18 protein-coding genes and 1 pseudogene are annotated in these 19,346 nt (G+C 52.3%); 11 read left to right on the forward strand and 8 right to left on the reverse strand.

The genetic code is table 11. From position 1 onward, the window contains the following. Positions 1-431: 431 nt before the first annotated feature. Genes EOS98_RS04610 through EOS98_RS04620 form a run of 3 tightly spaced genes read left to right on the forward strand, consistent with a single transcriptional unit; the run spans position 432 to position 2,011 of the window. Positions 432-761, forward strand: coding sequence for a YqcC family protein (locus EOS98_RS04610; RefSeq protein WP_001804977.1), 330 nt, complete (start codon positions 432-434; stop codon positions 759-761). Then, the gene (gene truC / locus EOS98_RS04615) at positions 761-1,543 is read left to right on the forward strand and encodes a tRNA pseudouridine(65) synthase TruC (protein WP_080231998.1); all 783 of its coding nucleotides are present in this window, start codon (positions 761-763) and stop codon (positions 1,541-1,543) included. Before EOS98_RS04610 ends, truC begins: the two co-directional genes overlap by 1 nt. 18 nt (positions 1,544-1,561) lie before the next feature. Further along, a complete protein-coding gene (locus EOS98_RS04620; RefSeq protein WP_000807738.1) occupies positions 1,562-2,011 on the forward strand; it encodes a flavodoxin in 450 nt (149 codons plus the stop codon). Positions 2,012-2,159: 148 nt separating this feature from the next. Here the strand turns inward: EOS98_RS04620 and EOS98_RS04625 are convergent, their stop codons facing one another. Then, a complete protein-coding gene (locus tag EOS98_RS04625) occupies positions 2,160-2,408 on the reverse strand; it encodes a hypothetical protein (RefSeq protein WP_001531815.1) in 249 nt (82 codons plus the stop codon). An 82-nt stretch (positions 2,409-2,490) separates the two neighbouring features. On the opposite strand from EOS98_RS04625, the gene gudP reads away from it, so the two are divergent. The 4 genes from gudP (at position 2,491) to EOS98_RS04645 (ending at position 7,767) form a co-directional block, all read left to right on the forward strand. After that, positions 2,491-3,849: a galactarate/glucarate/glycerate transporter GudP gene (gene gudP / locus EOS98_RS04630; RefSeq protein WP_000097015.1), complete on the forward strand. Its 1,359-nt coding sequence runs from the start codon at positions 2,491-2,493 to the stop codon at positions 3,847-3,849. Further along, the gene (locus tag EOS98_RS04635) at positions 3,846-5,186 is read left to right on the forward strand and encodes an enolase C-terminal domain-like protein (protein WP_000211801.1); all 1,341 of its coding nucleotides are present in this window, start codon (positions 3,846-3,848) and stop codon (positions 5,184-5,186) included. The genes gudP and EOS98_RS04635 overlap by 4 nt, the downstream gene beginning before the upstream one ends. 20 nt (positions 5,187-5,206) lie before the next feature. After that, positions 5,207-6,547: a glucarate dehydratase gene (gudD, locus tag EOS98_RS04640; protein WP_000107113.1), complete on the forward strand. Its 1,341-nt coding sequence runs from the start codon at positions 5,207-5,209 to the stop codon at positions 6,545-6,547. A 77-nt stretch (positions 6,548-6,624) separates the two neighbouring features. After that, complete coding sequence (locus tag EOS98_RS04645) at positions 6,625-7,767, forward strand: glycerate kinase (protein WP_000706477.1); 1,143 nt, start codon at positions 6,625-6,627, stop codon at positions 7,765-7,767. Positions 7,768-7,810: 43 nt separating this feature from the next. On the opposite strand, the gene barA is transcribed toward EOS98_RS04645, so the two are convergent. Beyond that, positions 7,811-10,567, reverse strand: a complete 2,757-nt coding sequence (barA, locus tag EOS98_RS04650; protein WP_000186400.1) for a two-component sensor histidine kinase BarA — start codon at positions 10,565-10,567, stop codon at positions 7,811-7,813. 57 nt (positions 10,568-10,624) lie between these two features. Between barA and rlmD the strand changes: the two genes are divergently transcribed. The 4 genes and pseudogenes from rlmD to EOS98_RS04670 form a co-directional block, all read left to right on the forward strand. After that, positions 10,625-11,920 carry a 23S rRNA (uracil(1939)-C(5))-methyltransferase RlmD gene (gene rlmD, locus EOS98_RS04655; protein ID WP_061424623.1) on the forward strand — a complete coding sequence of 432 codons (1,296 nt, stop codon included), beginning with the start codon at positions 10,625-10,627 and terminating at the stop codon, positions 11,918-11,920. A 51-nt stretch (positions 11,921-11,971) separates the two neighbouring features. Next, positions 11,972-14,206 (forward strand): GTP diphosphokinase, encoded by a 2,235-nt coding sequence (relA, locus tag EOS98_RS04660; protein WP_000226841.1) that lies wholly within the window; start codon positions 11,972-11,974, stop codon positions 14,204-14,206. 84 nt (positions 14,207-14,290) lie between these two features. After that, on the forward strand, positions 14,291-14,647 hold the full coding sequence (locus tag EOS98_RS04665; RefSeq protein ID WP_074182566.1) for a type II toxin-antitoxin system ParD family antitoxin: 357 nt from the start codon (positions 14,291-14,293) through the stop codon (positions 14,645-14,647). Continuing rightward, a pseudogene (locus EOS98_RS04670) lies at positions 14,613-14,732 on the forward strand (type II toxin-antitoxin system RelE/ParE family toxin); the annotation flags it as partial. The gene EOS98_RS04665 and the pseudogene EOS98_RS04670, both read left to right, overlap by 35 nt. 119 nt (positions 14,733-14,851) lie before the next feature. Here EOS98_RS04670 and EOS98_RS04675 read toward each other — a convergent pair. From EOS98_RS04675 to EOS98_RS04700, 6 genes are read right to left on the reverse strand one after another with little or no spacing between them, the layout of a single operon-like run. Then, on the reverse strand, positions 14,852-15,901 hold the full coding sequence (locus EOS98_RS04675) for a hypothetical protein (RefSeq protein WP_225872846.1): 1,050 nt from the start codon (positions 15,899-15,901) through the stop codon (positions 14,852-14,854). Positions 15,902-15,912: 11 nt separating this feature from the next. After that, positions 15,913-16,998 (reverse strand): hypothetical protein, encoded by a 1,086-nt coding sequence (locus EOS98_RS04680; RefSeq protein WP_023250491.1) that lies wholly within the window; start codon positions 16,996-16,998, stop codon positions 15,913-15,915. Positions 16,999-17,026: 28 nt separating this feature from the next. After that, positions 17,027-17,563, reverse strand: a complete 537-nt coding sequence (locus EOS98_RS04685; RefSeq protein ID WP_126523863.1) for a fimbrial protein — start codon at positions 17,561-17,563, stop codon at positions 17,027-17,029. After that, positions 17,560-18,030, reverse strand: coding sequence for a fimbrial protein (locus EOS98_RS04690; protein ID WP_000832396.1), 471 nt, complete (start codon positions 18,028-18,030; stop codon positions 17,560-17,562). The genes EOS98_RS04685 and EOS98_RS04690 overlap by 4 nt, the downstream gene beginning before the upstream one ends. A gap of 14 nt (positions 18,031-18,044) precedes the next feature. Continuing rightward, positions 18,045-18,551: a fimbrial protein gene (locus EOS98_RS04695; protein WP_000178267.1), complete on the reverse strand. Its 507-nt coding sequence runs from the start codon at positions 18,549-18,551 to the stop codon at positions 18,045-18,047. 19 nt (positions 18,552-18,570) lie between these two features. After that, entirely contained in the window at positions 18,571-19,344 is a 774-nt protein-coding gene (locus tag EOS98_RS04700) for a fimbria/pilus periplasmic chaperone (protein ID WP_001044459.1), read from the reverse strand. Between the last annotated feature and the right edge of the window lie 2 nt (positions 19,345-19,346).

A 19,346-nucleotide genomic window follows, 5' to 3' on the forward strand; every position in this document is an offset into this window, starting at 1 on the left:
CAAGGTGAAACAGGCGATTCTATCTTCGTCGACAGGGAGTCGTACAACGAAGCGAACGTCAGGATGATGACGCTTCAGCAGGACACGCCAGGATGGTGTTACAAGGAAAGGCTTCAGGATGAAGCAAAGTGGAAAGCGCAGGATGCGTTAAAGGACACCTCCAGGACGGAGAACGAGAGCCGATCAGGATGTTCGGCGGGTCTGGATGACCAGGGACGCTTCAGGAAGAAGCTATCACATCGGGCGATGTGCGCAGGATGCAAACGTTCAGGATGAACAGGCCGTAAGGTCACAGGAAAAGTTGTCACGGATGAGCAGGGAGCACGAAAAGTAGCTGGAATGCTGCGAAACGAACCGGGAGCACTGTTTATACAGTGCTCCCTTTTTTTTGTTATTCTTCGCGCCAGATTTTCATCATTGAGGTTTTTAACATGACGACTCATGACCGTGTGCGTCAGCAGTTACATACGCTTGAAACGCTGCTGCGCGAGCATCGCCACTGGCGGCAGGATGCGCCGCAGGCGCACCTGTTTACCAGCACCCAACCATTTTTTATGGATACCATGGAACCGCTGGAATGGCTGCAATGGGTATTGATCCCACGTATGCATACCCTACTTGATAATGCGCAGCCGCTGCCCGAGGCATTTGCCGTCGCCCCTTATTATGAAATGGCGCTGGCGGCGGATCATCCGCAGCGGGAGGCGATCCTGGCGGTTTTGCAGGATCTGGATGCGCTATTCGTCCGCGATAAATCCTGATGCTGGAGATCCTCTATCAAGACCCGTGGCTGGTTGCCGTGAATAAACCCGCAGGCTGGCTTGTTCACCGGAGCTGGCTGGATCGCGACGAAAAAGTCGTGGTCATGCAAACGGTGCGCGACCAAATCGGCCAGCATGTTTTTACCGCCCACCGTCTCGACAGACCCACGTCGGGCGTACTGTTAATGGGGCTGTCCAGCGAAGCGGGACGCCGTCTGGCGCAGCAGTTCGAGCAGCACCACATCCGTAAACGCTACCATGCCATTGTGCGCGGCTGGCTGATGGATGACGCGGTACTGGATTATCCGCTGGTGGAAGAGCGCGATAAAATTGCCGATAAATTCGCCCGCGAAGATAAAGCGCCCCAGCCGGCTGTAACGCAGTATCGCGGGCTGGCGACGGTCGAAATGGCGGTGCCGACCGGGCGTTATCCCACCACGCGTTATGGTCTGGTTGAGCTGGAACCAAAAACGGGACGCAAGCACCAGCTTCGTCGTCATCTGGCGCATCTGCGTCATCCTATCATCGGCGACAGTAAACATGGCGATTTGCGACAAAACCGCAGCGCCGCAGAGCATTTTGCCTGTCGTCGCCTGATGCTTCATGCCAGTCGGCTTGAGCTGACGCACCCCTTCACCGGACAGCCGTTGATAATTCAGGCCGGGTTGGATGAAACCTGGATGCAGGCGCTGACGCAGTTTGGCTGGTGTGGACTTCTCCCTGACAATGAAAGGGTTGAGTTTACGGCGGCGTCCCGGCAGGATGAGACTCATCAGGCATAATTCAGGGAGATACGCATAATGGCGGAAATTGGTATTTTTGTCGGGACCATGTATGGCAACTCACTGCTGGTGGCGGAAGAAGCGGAAGCGATCCTCGCCAGACAGGGCCACAGCGCGACCGTGTTTGAAGATCCTGAACTGTCCGACTGGCAGCAATATCAGGATAAGGTTGCGCTGGTCGTTACCTCGACGACCGGGCAGGGCGATCTACCGGATAGCATTGCGCCGCTCTTTCACGGCATTAAAGATACAGTCGGTTTTCAACCAAACCTGCGTTACGGGGTGATTGCGTTAGGTGATAGCAGCTACCCCAATTTCTGTAATGGCGGCAAACAGTTTGATGCCCTGTTGCAAGAGCAAAGCGCGCAGCGGGTGGGGGAGATATTATTCATTGACGCCAGCGAACATCCGGAGCCGGAGAGCCAGTCCAATCCCTGGGTTGAAAACTGGGGAACTTTACTTTCCTGAGGTAAATCCCTCCCCCTACGGGAGGGTACCTTTTCGTTTGCTTGCGTTGCCAGTAAGCAAAATCACGACCTGTATACAGTGTAAAGTAACTGAATCGTGTTAGCTTTGGGCATATGCCCGCAAAAGCGGCAGTTTTTTACGGGCGTTTTCATGTAATCAAGCGACCTGTTTCACATTCTTCTCTTTTTATTCCTCCTGCGTCGACGCCGACGCCTTCTGATTTCATTTCCGTGAAGTGGCTTCCACTGTCCTGGGCTTTTGCCATAAACAGGCGTAATTCATCGCCAAAATACTGTGTTGTTGCACGGTGAGTGTGTGTGGCGCGCTTTTTATACTTCTCCTGCCAGTGAATAAAAGCATGCAGCGTGCAAAGCAAACGACCTAATAAAAGCTGCAACAAGGAAACGTTATCTCTGATTCCCTACCGGTTGTGCAGTTCAGAGTGAGCGTAGCTAACGCGAAATTTCAGGAGTGCAACAATGAGTTCATTAAGTCACGCGGCGAGCAGTGCGGAGAAACGCACGAACGCCCGCTACTGGATAGTGGTGATGCTGTTTATCGTCACATCCTTCAACTACGGCGACCGCGCCACATTGTCCATTGCCGGCTCAGAAATGGCCAAAGATATCGGCCTTGATCCGGTAGGCATGGGCTATGTTTTTTCTGCTTTTTCATGGGCCTATGTTATCGGGCAGATCCCGGGCGGCTGGCTGCTGGACCGCTTTGGTTCCAAACGCGTCTATTTCTGGTCTATTTTCATTTGGTCAGTCTTCACCCTGTTGCAGGGTTTTGTCGATATCTTTAGTGGTTTCGGCATTATTGTCGCCCTCTTTACGCTTCGTTTCCTGGTTGGTCTGGCGGAATCGCCTTCTTTCCCGGGCAACAGTCGCATTGTTGCAGCCTGGTTCCCGGCGCAGGAGAGGGGAACGGCGGTGGCCATCTTTAACTCCGCGCAATACTTTGCCACGGTTATTTTCGCGCCGATTATGGGCTGGCTGACGCACGAAGTGGGCTGGTCGCATGTCTTCTTCTTTATGGGCGGGTTAGGGATCATCATCAGCTTTATCTGGTTGAAAGTTATCCATGAACCAAATAACCATCCGGGCGTAAATAAGAAAGAATTGGAGTACATCGCAGAAGGCGGCGCGCTGATCAATATGGATCAGAAAGACACCAAAGCGAAAGTACCGTTTAGCGTCAAATGGGGCCAGATCAAACAGCTGCTGGGCTCTCGTATGATGATTGGCGTTTACATCGGTCAGTACTGTATTAACGCATTGACCTATTTCTTTATTACCTGGTTCCCGGTCTATTTGGTCCAGGCGCGCGGCATGTCGATTCTCAAAGCGGGCTTTGTCGCCTCGGTTCCTGCAGTCTGCGGCTTTATCGGCGGCGTGTTGGGCGGCATCATTTCCGACTGGCTGATGCGTCGTACTGGCTCCCTGAATATCGCGCGCAAGACGCCGATTGTGCTGGGGATGTTGCTGTCAATGGTTATGGTGTTCTGTAACTATGTGAACGTGGAATGGATGATCATCGGCTTTATGGCGTTGGCCTTCTTCGGTAAAGGTATCGGCGCGTTGGGCTGGGCAGTAATGGCGGATACCGCGCCGAAAGAGATCAGCGGTCTTTCCGGCGGCTTGTTTAATATGTTCGGCAATATCTCCGGTATTGTGACGCCAATCGCGATTGGTTACATCGTTGGCACCACCGGTTCCTTCAACGGCGCGTTGATCTATGTCGGCGTACATGCCCTGGTGGCCATCATCAGCTATCTGGTGCTGGTAGGTGATATTAAGCGTATTGAACTGAAACCTGTCGCAGGACAATTATCATGACAACGCAATCCAGTCCCGTTATTACGGACATGAAGGTCATTCCGGTTGCCGGACATGACAGTATGCTACTCAACATCGGCGGCGCGCATAACGCGTACTTCACCCGTAACATCGTCGTCCTCACCGATAACGCCGGGCATACTGGCGTCGGTGAGGCGCCGGGCGGAGAAGTGATTTATCAGACGCTGGTCGATGCTATTCCGATGGTATTAGGCCAGGAAGTCGCCCGCCTGAACAAAGTGGTGCAGCAGGTGCATAAAGGCAACCAGGCCGCTGATTTTGACACCTTTGGTAAAGGCGCATGGACGTTTGAACTGCGGGTTAACGCGGTGGCGGCTTTGGAAGCGGCGCTGCTTGATCTACTGGGACAGGCGCTTAATGTGCCGGTCTGTGAACTGTTAGGACCCGGTAAACAGCGCGATGCCGTCACCGTGTTAGGCTATCTCTTCTATATTGGCGATCGTACTAAAACCGATCTGCCGTATCTGGAAAGCACGCCGGGCAGTCATGAATGGTACCGTCTGCGCCATCAGGAAGCGCTGAACAGCGACGCGGTCGTGCGGCTGGCGGAAGCGTCTCAGGATCGCTACGGTTTTAAAGATTTTAAACTCAAGGGCGGCGTGCTGCCGGGCGAACAAGAGATTGATACCGTTCGCGCGCTAAAAAAACGCTTCCCGGACGCGCGTATTACCGTGGATCCGAACGGCGCCTGGCTACTGGATGAAGCCATTGCGTTGTGCAAAGGGCTGAAAGATGTACTGACCTACGCGGAAGATCCGTGCGGCGCGGAGCAAGGATTCTCTGGTCGTGAAGTCATGGCGGAGTTCCGTCGCGCTACAGGACTGCCGGTGGCGACCAATATGATTGCCACCAACTGGCGTGAAATGGGGCATGCGGTGATGCTCAACGCGGTAGACATTCCTCTTGCCGACCCGCATTTCTGGACCCTCACCGGCGCCGTTCGCGTGGCGCAACTGTGCGATGACTGGGGGCTAACCTGGGGCTGCCATTCGAATAACCATTTTGATATTTCACTGGCGATGTTTACCCATGTCGGCGCGGCGGCGCCAGGCAAACCCACCGCTATTGATACGCACTGGATCTGGCAGGAGGGCGATTGCCGCCTGACTAAAAATCCGCTGGAAATTAAAAACGGCAAAATTGCCGTTCCGGATGCGCCAGGACTGGGCGTGGAGCTTGACTGGGAACAGGTGCGAAAAGCGCATGACGCGTATAAAAAGCTGCCAGGCGGCGCGCGTAATGATGCAGGCCCGATGCAATACCTGATCCCCGGCTGGACTTTTGACCGCAAACGCCCTGTTTTTGGTCGTCACTAATTCTGAATAAGGACACAGTTATGAGTACTCAATTTACGACGCCTGTAGTGACTGAAATGCAGGTTATCCCGGTTGCGGGTCATGACAGTATGCTGATGAACCTGAGCGGCGCGCACGCCCCGTTCTTCACGCGCAACATCGTCATTATTAAAGATAACTCCGGCCATACCGGGGTCGGCGAGATTCCGGGCGGCGAAAAAATTCGCAAAACGCTGGAAGATGCGATCCCTCTGGTGGTGGGAAAAACGCTGGGTGAATATAAAAATGTCCTGACCGCCGTTCGCAACCAGTTTGCCGATCGCGATGCGGGCGGACGCGGTTTACAAACGTTCGATCTCCGTACCACTATCCATGTGGTGACTGGCATTGAAGCGGCAATGCTTGACCTTTTGGGCCAACACCTGGGCGTCAACGTCGCTTCGCTGTTAGGCGACGGTCAGCAGCGCAGCGAAGTCGAAATGCTGGGTTATCTGTTCTTTGTCGGTAATCGCAAGGCTACGCCGCTGCCGTATCAGAGCCAGCCGGATGAGCAATGCGACTGGTATCGTCTGCGCCATGAAGAGGCGATGACGCCGGAAACGGTAGTGCGTCTGGCGGAAGCCGCCTATGAAAAATACGGCTTCAACGACTTCAAACTGAAAGGCGGCGTGCTGGCGGGCGAAGAAGAGGCCGAGTCAATCGTGGCGCTGGCGAAACGTTTCCCACAAGCGCGCGTCACGCTCGATCCAAACGGTGCCTGGTCGCTGAACGAAGCGATCAGCATTGGTAAATACCTGAAAGGTTCTCTGGCCTATGCAGAAGATCCGTGCGGCGCGGAGCAGGGTTTTTCCGGACGTGAAGTGATGGCGGAATTCCGTCGCGCGACCGGATTACCGACGGCCACCAATATGATAGCGACCGACTGGCGTCAAATGGGGCATACGCTGTCGCTGCAATCCGTCGATATCCCGCTGGCGGACCCGCACTTCTGGACTATGCAAGGCTCTGTACGCGTGGCGCAAATGTGTCATGAGTTCGGTCTGACCTGGGGCTCGCACTCTAACAACCACTTTGATATTTCGTTGGCGATGTTTACCCATGTTGCCGCGGCGGCGCCGGGCAAGATCACCGCGATCGATACCCACTGGATCTGGCAGGAAGGCAACCAACGTCTGACTAAAGAACCGTTTGAAATTAAAGGCGGCATGGTGCAAGTACCGACCAAACCGGGGCTGGGCGTTGAGCTCGATATGGATCAGGTGATGAAAGCGCATGAGCTCTATCAAAAACATGGCTTAGGCGCGCGTGACGACGCGATGGGAATGCAGTACTTAATTCCTGGCTGGACGTTTGATAATAAGCGTCCTTGCATGGTGCGTTAAGTCAGAGCCGGTTCCGTAAGGAACCGGTTCTTCTCTGAGTGTATGCTTAACAGGATCAACATGCGTAAGGACGACTTATGAAAATAGTGATCGCACCAGACTCGTATAAGGAAAGTTTGAGTGCTCTTGAGGTAGCGACCGCCATTGAACAAGGATTTCGCGAGATCTGGCCTGACGCCGATTACCTGAAATTGCCGCTGGCTGATGGCGGAGAAGGTACTGTCGAAGCGATGGTTGAAGCGACGGCGGGTCGAATCGTGCATGTTGAGGTCACCGGGCCGTTGGGGCATCGCGTCAATGCGTTTTATGGGCTTTCCGGCGATGCGCGTTCCGCGTTCATTGAAATGGCGGCCGCCAGCGGGCTGGAGCAGGTGCCGCCCGCGCAACGCGATCCGTTGAAGACCACATCATGGGGAACCGGCGAGCTGATCCGTCATGCGCTGGATGCGGGCGTTGAGCATATCATTATTGGTATCGGCGGTAGCGCCACCAACGATGGCGGCGCGGGGATGGTACAGGCGCTGGGTGCCAGGCTACGGGATGCGCAGGGCAATGATATTGCGCAAGGCGGCATTGGGCTGGAAACACTCGCCAGCATTGATATCAGCGGCCTGGATAAGCGTTTGTCGGCGTGCCATATAGAGGTCGCCTGCGATGTCACGAATCCCCTTACCGGCAAAGAGGGCGCGTCTGCGGTTTTTGGTCCGCAAAAAGGGGCGACGCCGGAAATGATTGAACGCCTGGATACGGCATTGACTCGCTATGCGCATTTGATTGCCCGCGATCTGCATGTCGATGTGTTGGATCTGGCAGGCGGCGGAGCGGCAGGCGGCATGGGGGCGGCGTTATACGCGTTTTGCGGCGCGCAGCTACGGCGTGGCATTGAGATTGTCACCGATGCGCTTCATCTGGAAGCGTGTCTTGCGGATGCTGATTTAGTCATCACCGGCGAGGGACGCATCGACAGCCAGACCATTCACGGTAAAGTCCCTATTGGCGTGGCAAACATCGCCAAACGGTATAACAAGCCGGTAATTGGTATAGCGGGTAGCCTGACGGCGGACGTTGGCGTGGTTCATGAACATGGGCTTGATGCCGTTTTCAGCGTGATTTATACCATCTGCACGCTGGAGGACGCGCTGAAGAATGCGAGTGAAAACGTACGAATGACCGCGCGCAACGTGGCTGCAACGCTGAAAGCGGGGCAACAGTTACGCTGAGTTATAGGCCGGATAAGGCGGTCACGCCGCCATCCGGCGAATATCAGCCTAATATCTTCTTCGCTTCACGCGCGACATTATCCATCTCATCCAGCAGCTCCAGAAACTCAGGCTCCAGCTCCTCTTCGTGGACGCCGCTGCGAAGCTGTTGCTCAATAAGCTGGCAAAGGTTCTTCATCCGCGGTACGCCGCTATAGCCGCAGCTCCCGTGTAGCTTATGGACCAGATCGACCAGGCCGTTGGGATTTTCTCCCACCAGTTGTTCTTCAATTTTGTTGCGCACTTCCGGCAGAAAATCAATCAGCATTTGCAGCATATCCCGCGCCAGATCGGGCTTACCGGCAGCCTGGCGGAGCGCAAGCTGCCAGTCGAGCGTCGCATTTGGATTGAAGATAAACTCAGCCGGTTCCGGCGCCATCAGGCGCGCTGCTACGTTGGCGCCAGGTTTATAGCGCAGCAACAGATTATGCAACTTCTCTTCTTCTATCGGTTTAGCCAGATAGTCGTTCATGCCCGCGCTGAGCAACTTCTCTTTTTGCCCGGCCATCGCATGTGCCGTAACGGCAATAACCGGTGTTTGCTGCTGATGAGGAAGCTGGTGAATCAATTCGCAGGCGCGTATGCCGTCCATATCCGGCATCTGAATATCCATCAAAATCAGATCAAACTGCATTTGTTTCGCCCGATCCACCGCCTGATGTCCGCTATCACAAAGCTCTACGTGCTGGACTTTATCTTCCAGTAACGCGCCGATAAGTTTCAGATTGGCGGGATTATCATCAACCGCCATAACCGTCATGGTGATTTTACTGGTATCCATTAGCAGCGGTTCAGGATGGTGATTCAACTGGCAATATTCCGTCAGCGCTGGCAACAGGCGCGTTGACGTCAATGGTTTTAACAGACAGGCCGCCGCGCCTCCTTGTTTCAGCTTTTCGGCGTTAATTTGCGCATGGCAAGGTAGCGCCAGCAGTAGAAAGTCCGTCATTGATGCCGCTTTCGCCAGACGTTCATGCTGCATGGTGAGCGGCTCACGGAAGGTCACCGGAACGCTCAAAATCATAATATCGTAGTGCGCTAACGGCAGCGCGGAAAAGGTCGGGCTGTAAACCACTTCCACTGGCGTGTCGCTCAGTAGATCCAGGGTACATTGCGCGGCGGTAGCATTCGGTTCGACATAAGCCAGCCGTTTCCCGGCCAGACACGCGGTCGACGGCCCGTCAATAATGACATTTGGGTTAAGATCAAGATTAATATGAAACCAGAAGGTCGAGCCGCGATTAGGCTGGCTGTGGAAAGAGATATCCCCGCCCATTTCGTTGACCAGCTTTTGCGTAATCACCAGCCCAAGCCCGGTGCCGCCGTGACGGCGAGAAATACTGGCATCGGCCTGGCGAAACGCCTGAAACAGTCGAGACTGGTCGCGTTCCGGAATGCCGATCCCCGTATCGCGGATCTGCACTTCAATCTGTACTTTGGTGTTACTGAGCGCCCGCTTTTCTACCAGAATGTCGATATTGCCACTCTCGGTGAACTTAATGGCATTGCCCACCAGATTAGTAATGACCTGTTGCAGGCGCAGCGGGTCGCCAATCACATTATCCGGGACGTCGTTTTTAATATTTAACGTCAACTCCAGCCCTTTATCATGCGACGAGTGGGCCAGCAGCGTAACCACTTCATCCAGCGTGTTGCGCAGTGGAAAAGGGATACTTTCCAGAATGAGCTTACCGGCTTCCAGCTTGGAGAAATCAAGCACGTCATTAATGATCGCCAGCAGATTATTCGCGGAACGCTCAATGGTGTTCAGATGGTCGCGCTGGGTGGGATTCAGCTCCGTTTTTAATGTCAGGCGGGTAAAGCCAATGACGCCGTTCAGCGGCGTTCGCAGTTCGTGCGACATGTTCGCCAGGAACTCCGACTTAATACGCGCCGCTTCCTGGGCGCGCTTTTTCGCCAGATCCAGCTCAACGTTTTGGATTTCCATCTGCTCAAGGGTTTCACGCAGGTCTGAAGTGGCCTGATCGATATTATGCTGCATCTCTTCGTGATAGGCGGCAAGCGACATCGCCATGGAATTAATGCCGTTTTTCAGCATGTCCAGCTCGCCCAGCATAAATCCTTCCACCCGGCTATCCAGTTGTCCGCGGCGAATGCGGTCAACGGTATTCACCATATTACGGATAGGCCCGGTGACATCGCGCATAAGCCGCCAGCCAAAGATCAGCGCAATGCCTATACAAAAAAGCATCATCACGCTGGAGATAAAAATCTCTTTGTATTGCTGTAGCCTGACCGACTTGAGATCCAGTTCAAGTGCCACATACCCCAGCATATTTTTGGTATTTTTCGCGTCGGCAATCGCTGACTCGTCCGGCGAATAGCTCTCCGAGATAATCGGGGTGCGCAGAATCATAATATCGCCGTGGCGATCGACACTCAGACGACGTGGAAACGGCGCTCCGGCGGGAAGCTGCATCTGTGAGGGGTCCAGATGGAAATTAGACGTTACAAACAGGCGGTTATGATCGTCATAAACGGAAATCGCCCGCACAATATCAGAGTGTCTGCGGTGCAGAACGCTGATAAGTTGGCCGATAGACTCCCGGTTTTGTAAGTTCATACCATATTCGCTGGAGACGGCGAGCGGTTCAATAATACTGGCGCCGGCATCTTCCAGTTGACGCTGCAGGTCGTTATAGCGGTGCACTACAAAAAAGATACTGAGCAGCAAACCTATCAGGACGGTCGGGGCCAGGATCAGAATCATCATGCGTGCGCGCAGGCTGTAGTTGGTCATGGAGTTCCGTTATGGGACAATTAGGGTCACACTGTTAAATTGAGAAAAAGCTGGTCGATGGCGCAATTCTACTCTGCAAAACGGCGCGTGACGACGCGTCAGATCATAACCGTTAAAGTCAATGACCTCGATTCATTTGGTCAGGGCGTAGCCCGTCATAACGGAAAGGCGCTGTTTATCCCCGGTTTATTGCCTGAGGAAAGCGCAGAAGTCATTATTACAGAAGATAAAAAGCAATTTGCCCGCGCACGCGTTTCGCGCCGTTTGAATGATAGCCCGGAACGAGAAACGCCGCGCTGCCCGCATTTTGGCGTCTGCGGCGGTTGTCAGCAACAGCATGTCAGCATCACCCTGCAACAACGCAGCAAAAGCGCGGCGCTGGCGCGTTTGATGAAACACGAGGTGAATGACATCATCGCCGGCGCGCCCTGGGGTTATCGGCGTCGTGCGCGGTTAAGTCTGAATTGCCCGCCGGATAAACCGCTGCAAATGGGATTTCGCAAAGCGGGTTCCAGCGATATCGTCAATGTCGAACAGTGCCCCGTTTTGGCGCCCCAGCTTGAAGCATTGCTGCCCCGAATCAGGGCGTGTCTGGCGAGTTTACACGGCACCCGACATCTTGGGCATGTTGAGCTGGTACAGGCGGGAAGCGGTACGCTGATGATTCTGCGCCATACCGCGCCATTAAGTGCGGCGGATAAAGAAAAACTGGAACGCTTTTCGCATTCTGAGGGATTGTCTCTGTTTCTGGCGCCGTTTAGCGAGATACTGGAAACGGTATCTGGCGAGGCGCCCTGGTATGATTCGCACGGCTTACGTTTAGCCTTCAGTCCGCGAGACTTTATTCAGGTTAATGAGGCGGTAAACCAGCAAATGGTCGCCCGCGCGCTGGAGTGGCTTGATGTGCGCGCCGAGGATCGTGTCCTGGATCTGTTCTGCGGAATGGGGAATTTTACGCTGCCGCTGGCAACGCGTGCGGCAAGCGTGATAGGGGTTGAGGGCGTTCCGGCGCTGGTAGAAAAAGGCCGTGAAAACGCCATCCGCAATGGTTTACATAATGTGACATTCTTCCATGAGAACCTGGAGGAAGATGTCACGAAGCAGCCGTGGGCGAAAAACGGCTTTGACAAAGTCTTACTCGATCCTGCGCGTGCGGGGGCTACAGGAGTGATGCGACATATTATAAAATTAAAACCTATTCGCATTGTTTATGTATCCTGTAATCCGGCGACGCTGGCGCGCGATAGTGAAGCGCTGGTCAATGCGGGATATGAGGTTACGCGTTTAGCGATGCTCGACATGTTCCCGCACACAGGACATCTGGAATCAATGGTTCTGTTCGAGCGCATGTAATGATTACCGGCTTACCGACTTCGGTAGGCCTGGTCCCTTAAGGAGAGGACGATGGTCGCGGTAAGAAGTGCACATATTAATAAAGCTGGTGAATTTGATCCGAAGAAGTGGATCGCAAGCCTGGGAATTTCCAGCCAGCAGTCGTGTGAGCGCTTAGCCGAAACCTGGGCGTATTGCCTGCAACAGACACAAGGACATCCGGATGCGGATCTGTTGCTGTGGCGTGGCGTGGAGATGGTAGAAATTCTTTCCACGCTGAGTATGGATATCGACACGCTGCGGGCGGCGCTACTGTTCCCTCTGGCCGACGCCAACGTAGTCAGCGAAGATGTACTGCGCGAAAGCGTTGGCAAATCTATCGTTACCCTGATTCATGGCGTGCGCGATATGGCGGCGATCCGTCAGCTAAACGCCACTCATAACGACTCTGTTTCTTCGGAGCAGGTTGATAACGTCCGTCGAATGTTATTGGCGATGGTGGATGATTTCCGCTGCGTGGTGATCAAACTGGCCGAGCGAATCGCTCATTTGCGCGAAGTGAAAGAGGCGCCGGAAGATGAGCGCGTGCTGGCGGCGAAAGAATGTACCAACATCTATGCGCCGCTCGCTAATCGTCTGGGCATCGGGCAACTGAAGTGGGAACTGGAAGACTACTGTTTCCGCTACCTGCATCCGGCGGAATACAAACGCATCGCCAAACTGCTGCATGAGCGCCGTCTCGATCGCGAACATTACATCGAAGAGTTTGTTGGACATCTGCGCGCCGAAATGAAAAACGAAGGCGTGCAGGCGGAAGTCTACGGACGACCAAAACATATTTATAGCATCTGGCGCAAAATGCAGAAAAAGCATCTGGCGTTTGATGAACTCTTTGACGTGCGCGCCGTGCGTATCGTCGCTGAACGTCTGCAGGACTGCTACGCCGCGTTGGGGATAGTGCATACGCACTATCGTCACCTGCCGGATGAATTCGATGATTATGTCGCTAACCCGAAACCGAACGGTTACCAGTCTATCCACACCGTGGTCCTGGGACCGGGCGGTAAAACCGTTGAGATCCAGATCCGTACCAAACAGATGCATGAAGACGCCGAACTGGGCGTGGCGGCGCACTGGAAGTATAAAGAAGGCGCCGCGTCCGGCGGCGTGCGTTCCGGTCATGAAGACAGAATTGCGTGGCTGCGTAAGCTGATCGCCTGGCAGGAAGAGATGGCCGATTCCGGCGAAATGCTGGATGAAGTGCGCAGTCAGGTGTTTGACGATCGGGTCTACGTTTTTACGCCAAAAGGCGACGTGGTTGACTTGCCTGCCGGATCTACGCCGCTCGATTTTGCTTACCACATCCACAGCGATGTCGGGCATCGCTGCATTGGCGCGAAAATCGGCGGGCGTATTGTGCCATTCACCTATCAGTTGCAGATGGGCGATCAGGTTGAAATTATCACTCAGAAGCAGCCGAATCCCAGCCGCGACTGGCTGAATCCAAACCTGGGCTATGTGACGACCAGCCGCGGACGCTCGAAAATTCACGCCTGGTTCCGTAAACAGGACCGTGACAAAAATATCCTGGCTGGACGGCAGATCCTCGACGATGAGCTGGCGCATTTGGGGATTAGCCTGAAAGAGGCCGAAAAACATCTACTGCCGCGCTACAACTTTAATGAGCTGGAAGAGTTGCTGGCGGCGATAGGCGGCGGCGATATCCGTCTTAATCAGATGGTGAATTTCCTGCAATCGCAGTTCAATAAGCCGAGTGCAGAGGAGCAGGATGCAGCGGCGCTGAAACAGCTTCAACAAAAAACATACGCGCCGCAAAATCGTCGTAAAGACGACGGGCGCGTGGTGGTAGAAGGCGTGGGTAATTTGATGCACCACATTGCCCGCTGCTGCCAGCCGATTCCGGGGGATGAAATTGTCGGCTTCATTACTCAGGGGCGAGGGATTTCCGTGCACCGGGCCGACTGCGAACAGCTGGCGGAACTGCGCTCCCATGCGCCGGAGCGGATCGTAGAGGCGGTATGGGGCGAGAGCTACTCGGCGGGATATTCGCTGGTGGTGCGCGTCCAGGCCAACGATCGCAGCGGCTTGCTACGCGATATCACCACCATTCTGGCTAACGAAAAAGTCAACGTGCTGGGCGTCGCCAGCCGCAGCGACATTAAACAGCAGATCGCCACCATTGATATGACCATCGAGATCTACAACCTGCAGGTGCTGGGCCGCGTGCTCGGTAAGCTGAACCAGGTGCCGGATGTGATTGATGCACGGCGACTGCACGGGGGGTAAACCCCAGACAGTAATCATGTAGCGGCTTTGCTACTCGTTCAGCAAAGCCGCATTAGCCAACCCCATAAGCATGAGATATGGGGTATGTTTTCGACGTATATTTCATTTCCGGTGTACTCTTATGTAAGATTTATACTTACAGTGGAGGCTGTTATGGCCAGAACAATGACCGTTGATCCTGGCGATGAGCTGCGTGAGTTTGTTGAATCGCTCATAGAATCAGGTGATTACAGAACACAAAGTGAAGTGATCAGAGAGTCTCTTCGTCTGCTGAGGGAAAAACAGGCCGAGTCACGACTTCAGGCGTTACGTGAACTTCTGGCTGAAGGTCTGAACAGCGGAGAGCCGCAGGCCTGGGAAAAGGATGCCTTTTTACGGAAGGTCAAAACAGGGATGATCAAACCCGATGAGAACGGTAAAATTAACGCCAAAGGCCAGTGAAGATCTGGAAAATATCTGGCATTACGGCTGGCAGCATTTTGGCGAAATACAGGCCGATCGATATATTAATCATCTATCAGATATTATTCGGGATGTAGGGAGATACTCGAGGGCTACGGCTTGATGTTTTATAAAGATATCTGGTAGCTATCTGCTTACCAGATATCTGGTATGGTTCCATGAAAATCGGTTTTGTTCAAATTTCTATTCGTATGGCAGTAATACGGTTACCGCACAATCGGTGTCAATGTTGACTCGTCCCCAGGTACCACGAAGTTCTACCATCTGTGAACGGGCACATTCAGTATTGTTTTGATCACAGGGAATAGCCTCAATCTGCATGTTTTTATCATCACATGCTATTGATACTGTTGCATTATCTATTATTTGTGCACAAATTGAATCTGATTCATAGACATCACAGGGCATATTTCCATGTCTTAAAAAAATATTTGCAATGAGCTCATTGGTTTTTGGTCCACTAAATTCTTTATTTATTGAGGTTACTTCTGAGTATTTATCAAAAGAAGCAGCTAAATTTTCAGGATCGATTGAAGCGATAATTTGTACGCTGTCACTATAAAATGACATTTTATCATTAATGGTGGTAATGCTGGTCCCAAAATTGGCGTCAATAATCGAAATTTCCGTTTTTATATTATGGTCTGTAAAGCCGTAATCTGTTATACTATAAGCGTCATAGGATACTTGATGTTTTTTGGTGTTGTAAGTTATTTCCCCATCAATATATTGCGATTGTGCGTAATCATATGAAGATGGTTCGATATGTAATTTTAAATCTTGTTTGATTATTTGTGCATCGTATAGTGGTGATATATTTAATTGTGCATCGATATTGCTGGTCCAGACACAATCAAGTGTGGAGTTATCATGTGATGTACAGCGGGCCCGGCGGGTTTCAGTCATATTGGGAAGTGTGAAAAAAGTGCTGCCAATGATCATTCTTATACTGGAATCCATTGTTATCGCTGATTCAATATCGACCCATAGTCCAGGACCGCACGTTACCTGACTGCCACGTAGTTTTCCACCAGTACATAACATCTCAATATTCTCTGGTAATAATGATGTTCTAACCCGTAGGTCACTATTTAAATCAGCTGTACCTGCCCCTCTGCCTGCCATATTATTCAATTCGGCATTGATCTTAACGTATCCAGATCCAAATGTATTGTTGGTGAAGCACATAAATAGAATAAATGAAATTATGATTCTTTTGCTTATGGTCATCATTTTTCCTGTGTTTATTCGTAGGGTATCAAAACGGTAATTGCACAAGTTGTATCAATGCTGACTTTCCCCCAGGTACCATTTATCGTACCTACTTTGCCGTTCAGGCAATGTGTTGTGTCTGAAGCATTACAAGTGCTGCTAAAGGCAAGCTGCGCATTCAGATCGTGACATACAAGAGCAACTGACGTCTTATTAAGACTGTAGTTACACAAGGATGTATCGTCGCATGGCGTATTGCCATGGTAGAGATATACAGAGGCTAGCTCGACATTATTTTTTGCGCCAGTCATGGCGACTTCTGTACTGTGCACTATCGTATTTTCAGAAAATGAAGCATCTAATATTTCTGGAGGCAAATAACGATGTAGGGTGGACGCTGGAGAGCCATTAAGTACAAGTGATCCGTTCCATATACCGAAATCACCCTCGGTATCTTCTGTCACTGTCACAGTCCATTTGAATTTCAGATTCTCAATGCCCGATGTTTCCGGTTCATAACTAGCGTAACTGCTTACCGATTCATCAATAATAATATGGCCGGAAAGGGATGAATATTGATTAGTGTCATTATTTCCTCCTCCGGGTATTACCGAAACTGTAAGATTTTGCTGGTTAATTGTTATTCCATTCTGTTTGGTAAGTAAGGTGAGGGGAAGTGAAAATGATTTATCCCATACACAAATTGCGCTGTTAGTTGCCTGATTACCCGTACAGTCGGCATGTGCCGTCGCTTTTACCGCTTCACCAGTAAAACTATAAGTGATACCGTTATCGACAGCGGTTGTATTGATGAAAGAAGTTGATGGATCAAACTCAAGGGTGGATTCAAGACCATAGGGAATTGTACCTTGAGTAGCACAACCACCCCCATCGCCTCCACCTGACTTAGTGCACGATGAAAGGATATGAATGTTTGTTGGTAATGGGGTATGGATGGTATCGAGTGTAGGATCGCCAGTCAGTGCACCAAGGCTATCAAACTGTGAAATAATTTGAGAATTATATTCTATATCCGTTCTTACTTCAGCGCATTGTAGCGCAATACACCAAAAACCAGATATTATTACCAGTATTAGCTGTAATAAAATTCGCTGCATTTTATATCCTTATAATTTTACCTATAGCTTACTGATATTCAAAGCTCACGGTAGCAGTACCCTTAAATTCCCCCGGCATAACATCTTCACCAGCGTATTTTTGCAGCCTGGCCTGCAAGTTGATGGTGGTAATCCCTTCCTTCAGCACAAAAGCTGTACCCTCTGTTGCATTGATACTCACTGGTTGCTGTGCAGCCGTTTCCACGCCAATTGCAAAACCACTGGCTTCCGACGAGGGCTCCAGCGCCAGCAGTCCGGGCAGAGTACTGTCTTCAACGCCCTGAAAGGTCACCAGCACGCCGTTGGCTAGCACTGTTTTGCAATCCTGGAGGCTAAGTGTGAATGGAACAGGAGTCGTTTGCCCGCTGGCGTCGAAATTGTCACTGCCAATAGTATGAAAATCCACCGTTGCCATCGTGTCATTATCCACTACCAGGTTACAGGCGCCGGCAACCAGCTTACCGCTGTAGTGCACATTAGGCGTGGCGGCAGGTAGCGTATTGCAAACCGCCCATAACATTACGCCTCCGATCAAATGCCCGGCAGTTTGAAAAATACGGTTCATTGGTAATCCACCTGTAACGTGGCAAAAGCCTCAAAATCGCCTTCGGCAGGCTCTTTACCGGGCTGTTTTACCGGCACGGCTTTTAGTGTGGGAAGCGATGATTCATCGATGGTTAGCGACGTGCCGGGAGGAAACACCGTGCCGTTCTGCTGAAGTTCAATGCCCAGCTCAGGGACATTGGTGGTTAAGGCATTTGCGGAGTAAGGCGTCGCCGTGCCCAGATAGCTCAACGTAAAAGTTAATGCGTCATCGCGAAAGCTGCTGTCGCAGGTAAGGGTCCACGGGATCTCGGTCAGGTAATTGACGCCGTCAATATTATCAATAATCACGCTACCAAAACTGACCTCCAGCGTTTCACCATTATTGATAGTACAGGCGGGCGGGTTTATCAGTTTGCCGTGAAAGGTCAAATTGTCGGCGCAGGCAAACTGGGTGATTAAAAGCGTCAGGATAAGCACCCTTTTCACTATGAATCTCTCCATCACTGGTAATCCACGACTAACGTCGCACTGGCGTTAAAATCGCCACCCGCTAACTGCGTGGTGGGCTCTTTAACCGGTACGGCTTCCAGCTCCGGCCCATTGCTGCCGCTCAGGGTGAAGTTCAGCCAATCCGTTATGCCAACCGGAACCAGTTGCTTATTGCCCGCCTGCTGAATACGGATGCCTAACCCCTGAACCGAAGTTTGCAGAACCTGCTCCCCGCTGATGGTGGTAGTGGTCCCCTGAATTTGTAGCTTCAGATAGTCGCTCGCTCTGCCATCGCAGTTCAGGCTGTAGCCCACAGGTTTCGTTTGAGAAGCATCGCCAACTTTGGTGGTCAGGACATCGCCAAACTCTACGGAAGCGCCGCCTACCGTACAGGGCGGTGGTTGAGTGACGACCAGATGCAGCTCCAGTTGCACGGTTTTTGTGCCGGCAGCCTCGGTGCCGGCAACGAATCCACCGCACAGCAGCACCAGCATTTTCCAGCGAGTCAACATCGTCATGGATCTCTTTCGCACAGGATTACTTATTCGCTTTCTTCTCAGCGTCACGGGTTTTTTCCTCATTGACCTTGCAGGTATTCCCTGAGCAGGTAAAAACCAGCAGGCGATGGCCGCCGTAATCATCGACGTAGCCCACCACCGGTGAGCTGCCGAGCGAGGCACCTTTGATGGGAGAGGTCACTTTTTCACGCGGGGCAATCAGCAGGTTTTTAAAGCCGGAGGCGGTCTCGTTCTCTTTGCTACCGGCATTGCTGATGACGAGGTAAAACGGTGTGGGGTTGTCGAAAATCACACCATCGCCCTGGTAGGTCAGCGTGAGCTTCGTCTGCCACGGGTGCGTCTTATCCACCTGCCGGGCTACGGCTACCGGGCGGTAGAAAAACTTAATACGCGTTTGCAGCGCCAGCTGGAGCGTATTAGGCTTATCGCTTTTCGGCGGAATTTCCCGCACGTTGAAATAAAACAGACTTTCCCGGTCCTGCGGTAGGCTAGCCGCGGCTGGTAACGGCTGGACTTTAACCTGCCCGTCGGATTTTGGCTCAATACGCTGCAGCGGCGGCAGGGCGGTAAAATAGCGGGTATCTTTGGCGAACTTATCGTCTTCCAGCCACGCCTGTGCGAGGTAGGGCAGAGTGGCGTTGCCGTTTTTCAGCGTGACGGTGATTGAATTTTCATTGCCGTTAAAAATAACGCGGGTACGATCCGGCACAATCGCGCTGTGCGATACCAGCGGCGCAGCCAGTAATACCGAAGCGATAAGCGCCTGGCGCTTAAAATGGTTGGTCTTATTCATTA

This window comes from Salmonella sp. SSDFZ69, assembly GCF_004010755.1.
GTDB classification, from domain to species: Bacteria; Pseudomonadota; Gammaproteobacteria; order Enterobacterales; family Enterobacteriaceae; genus Salmonella; species Salmonella enterica.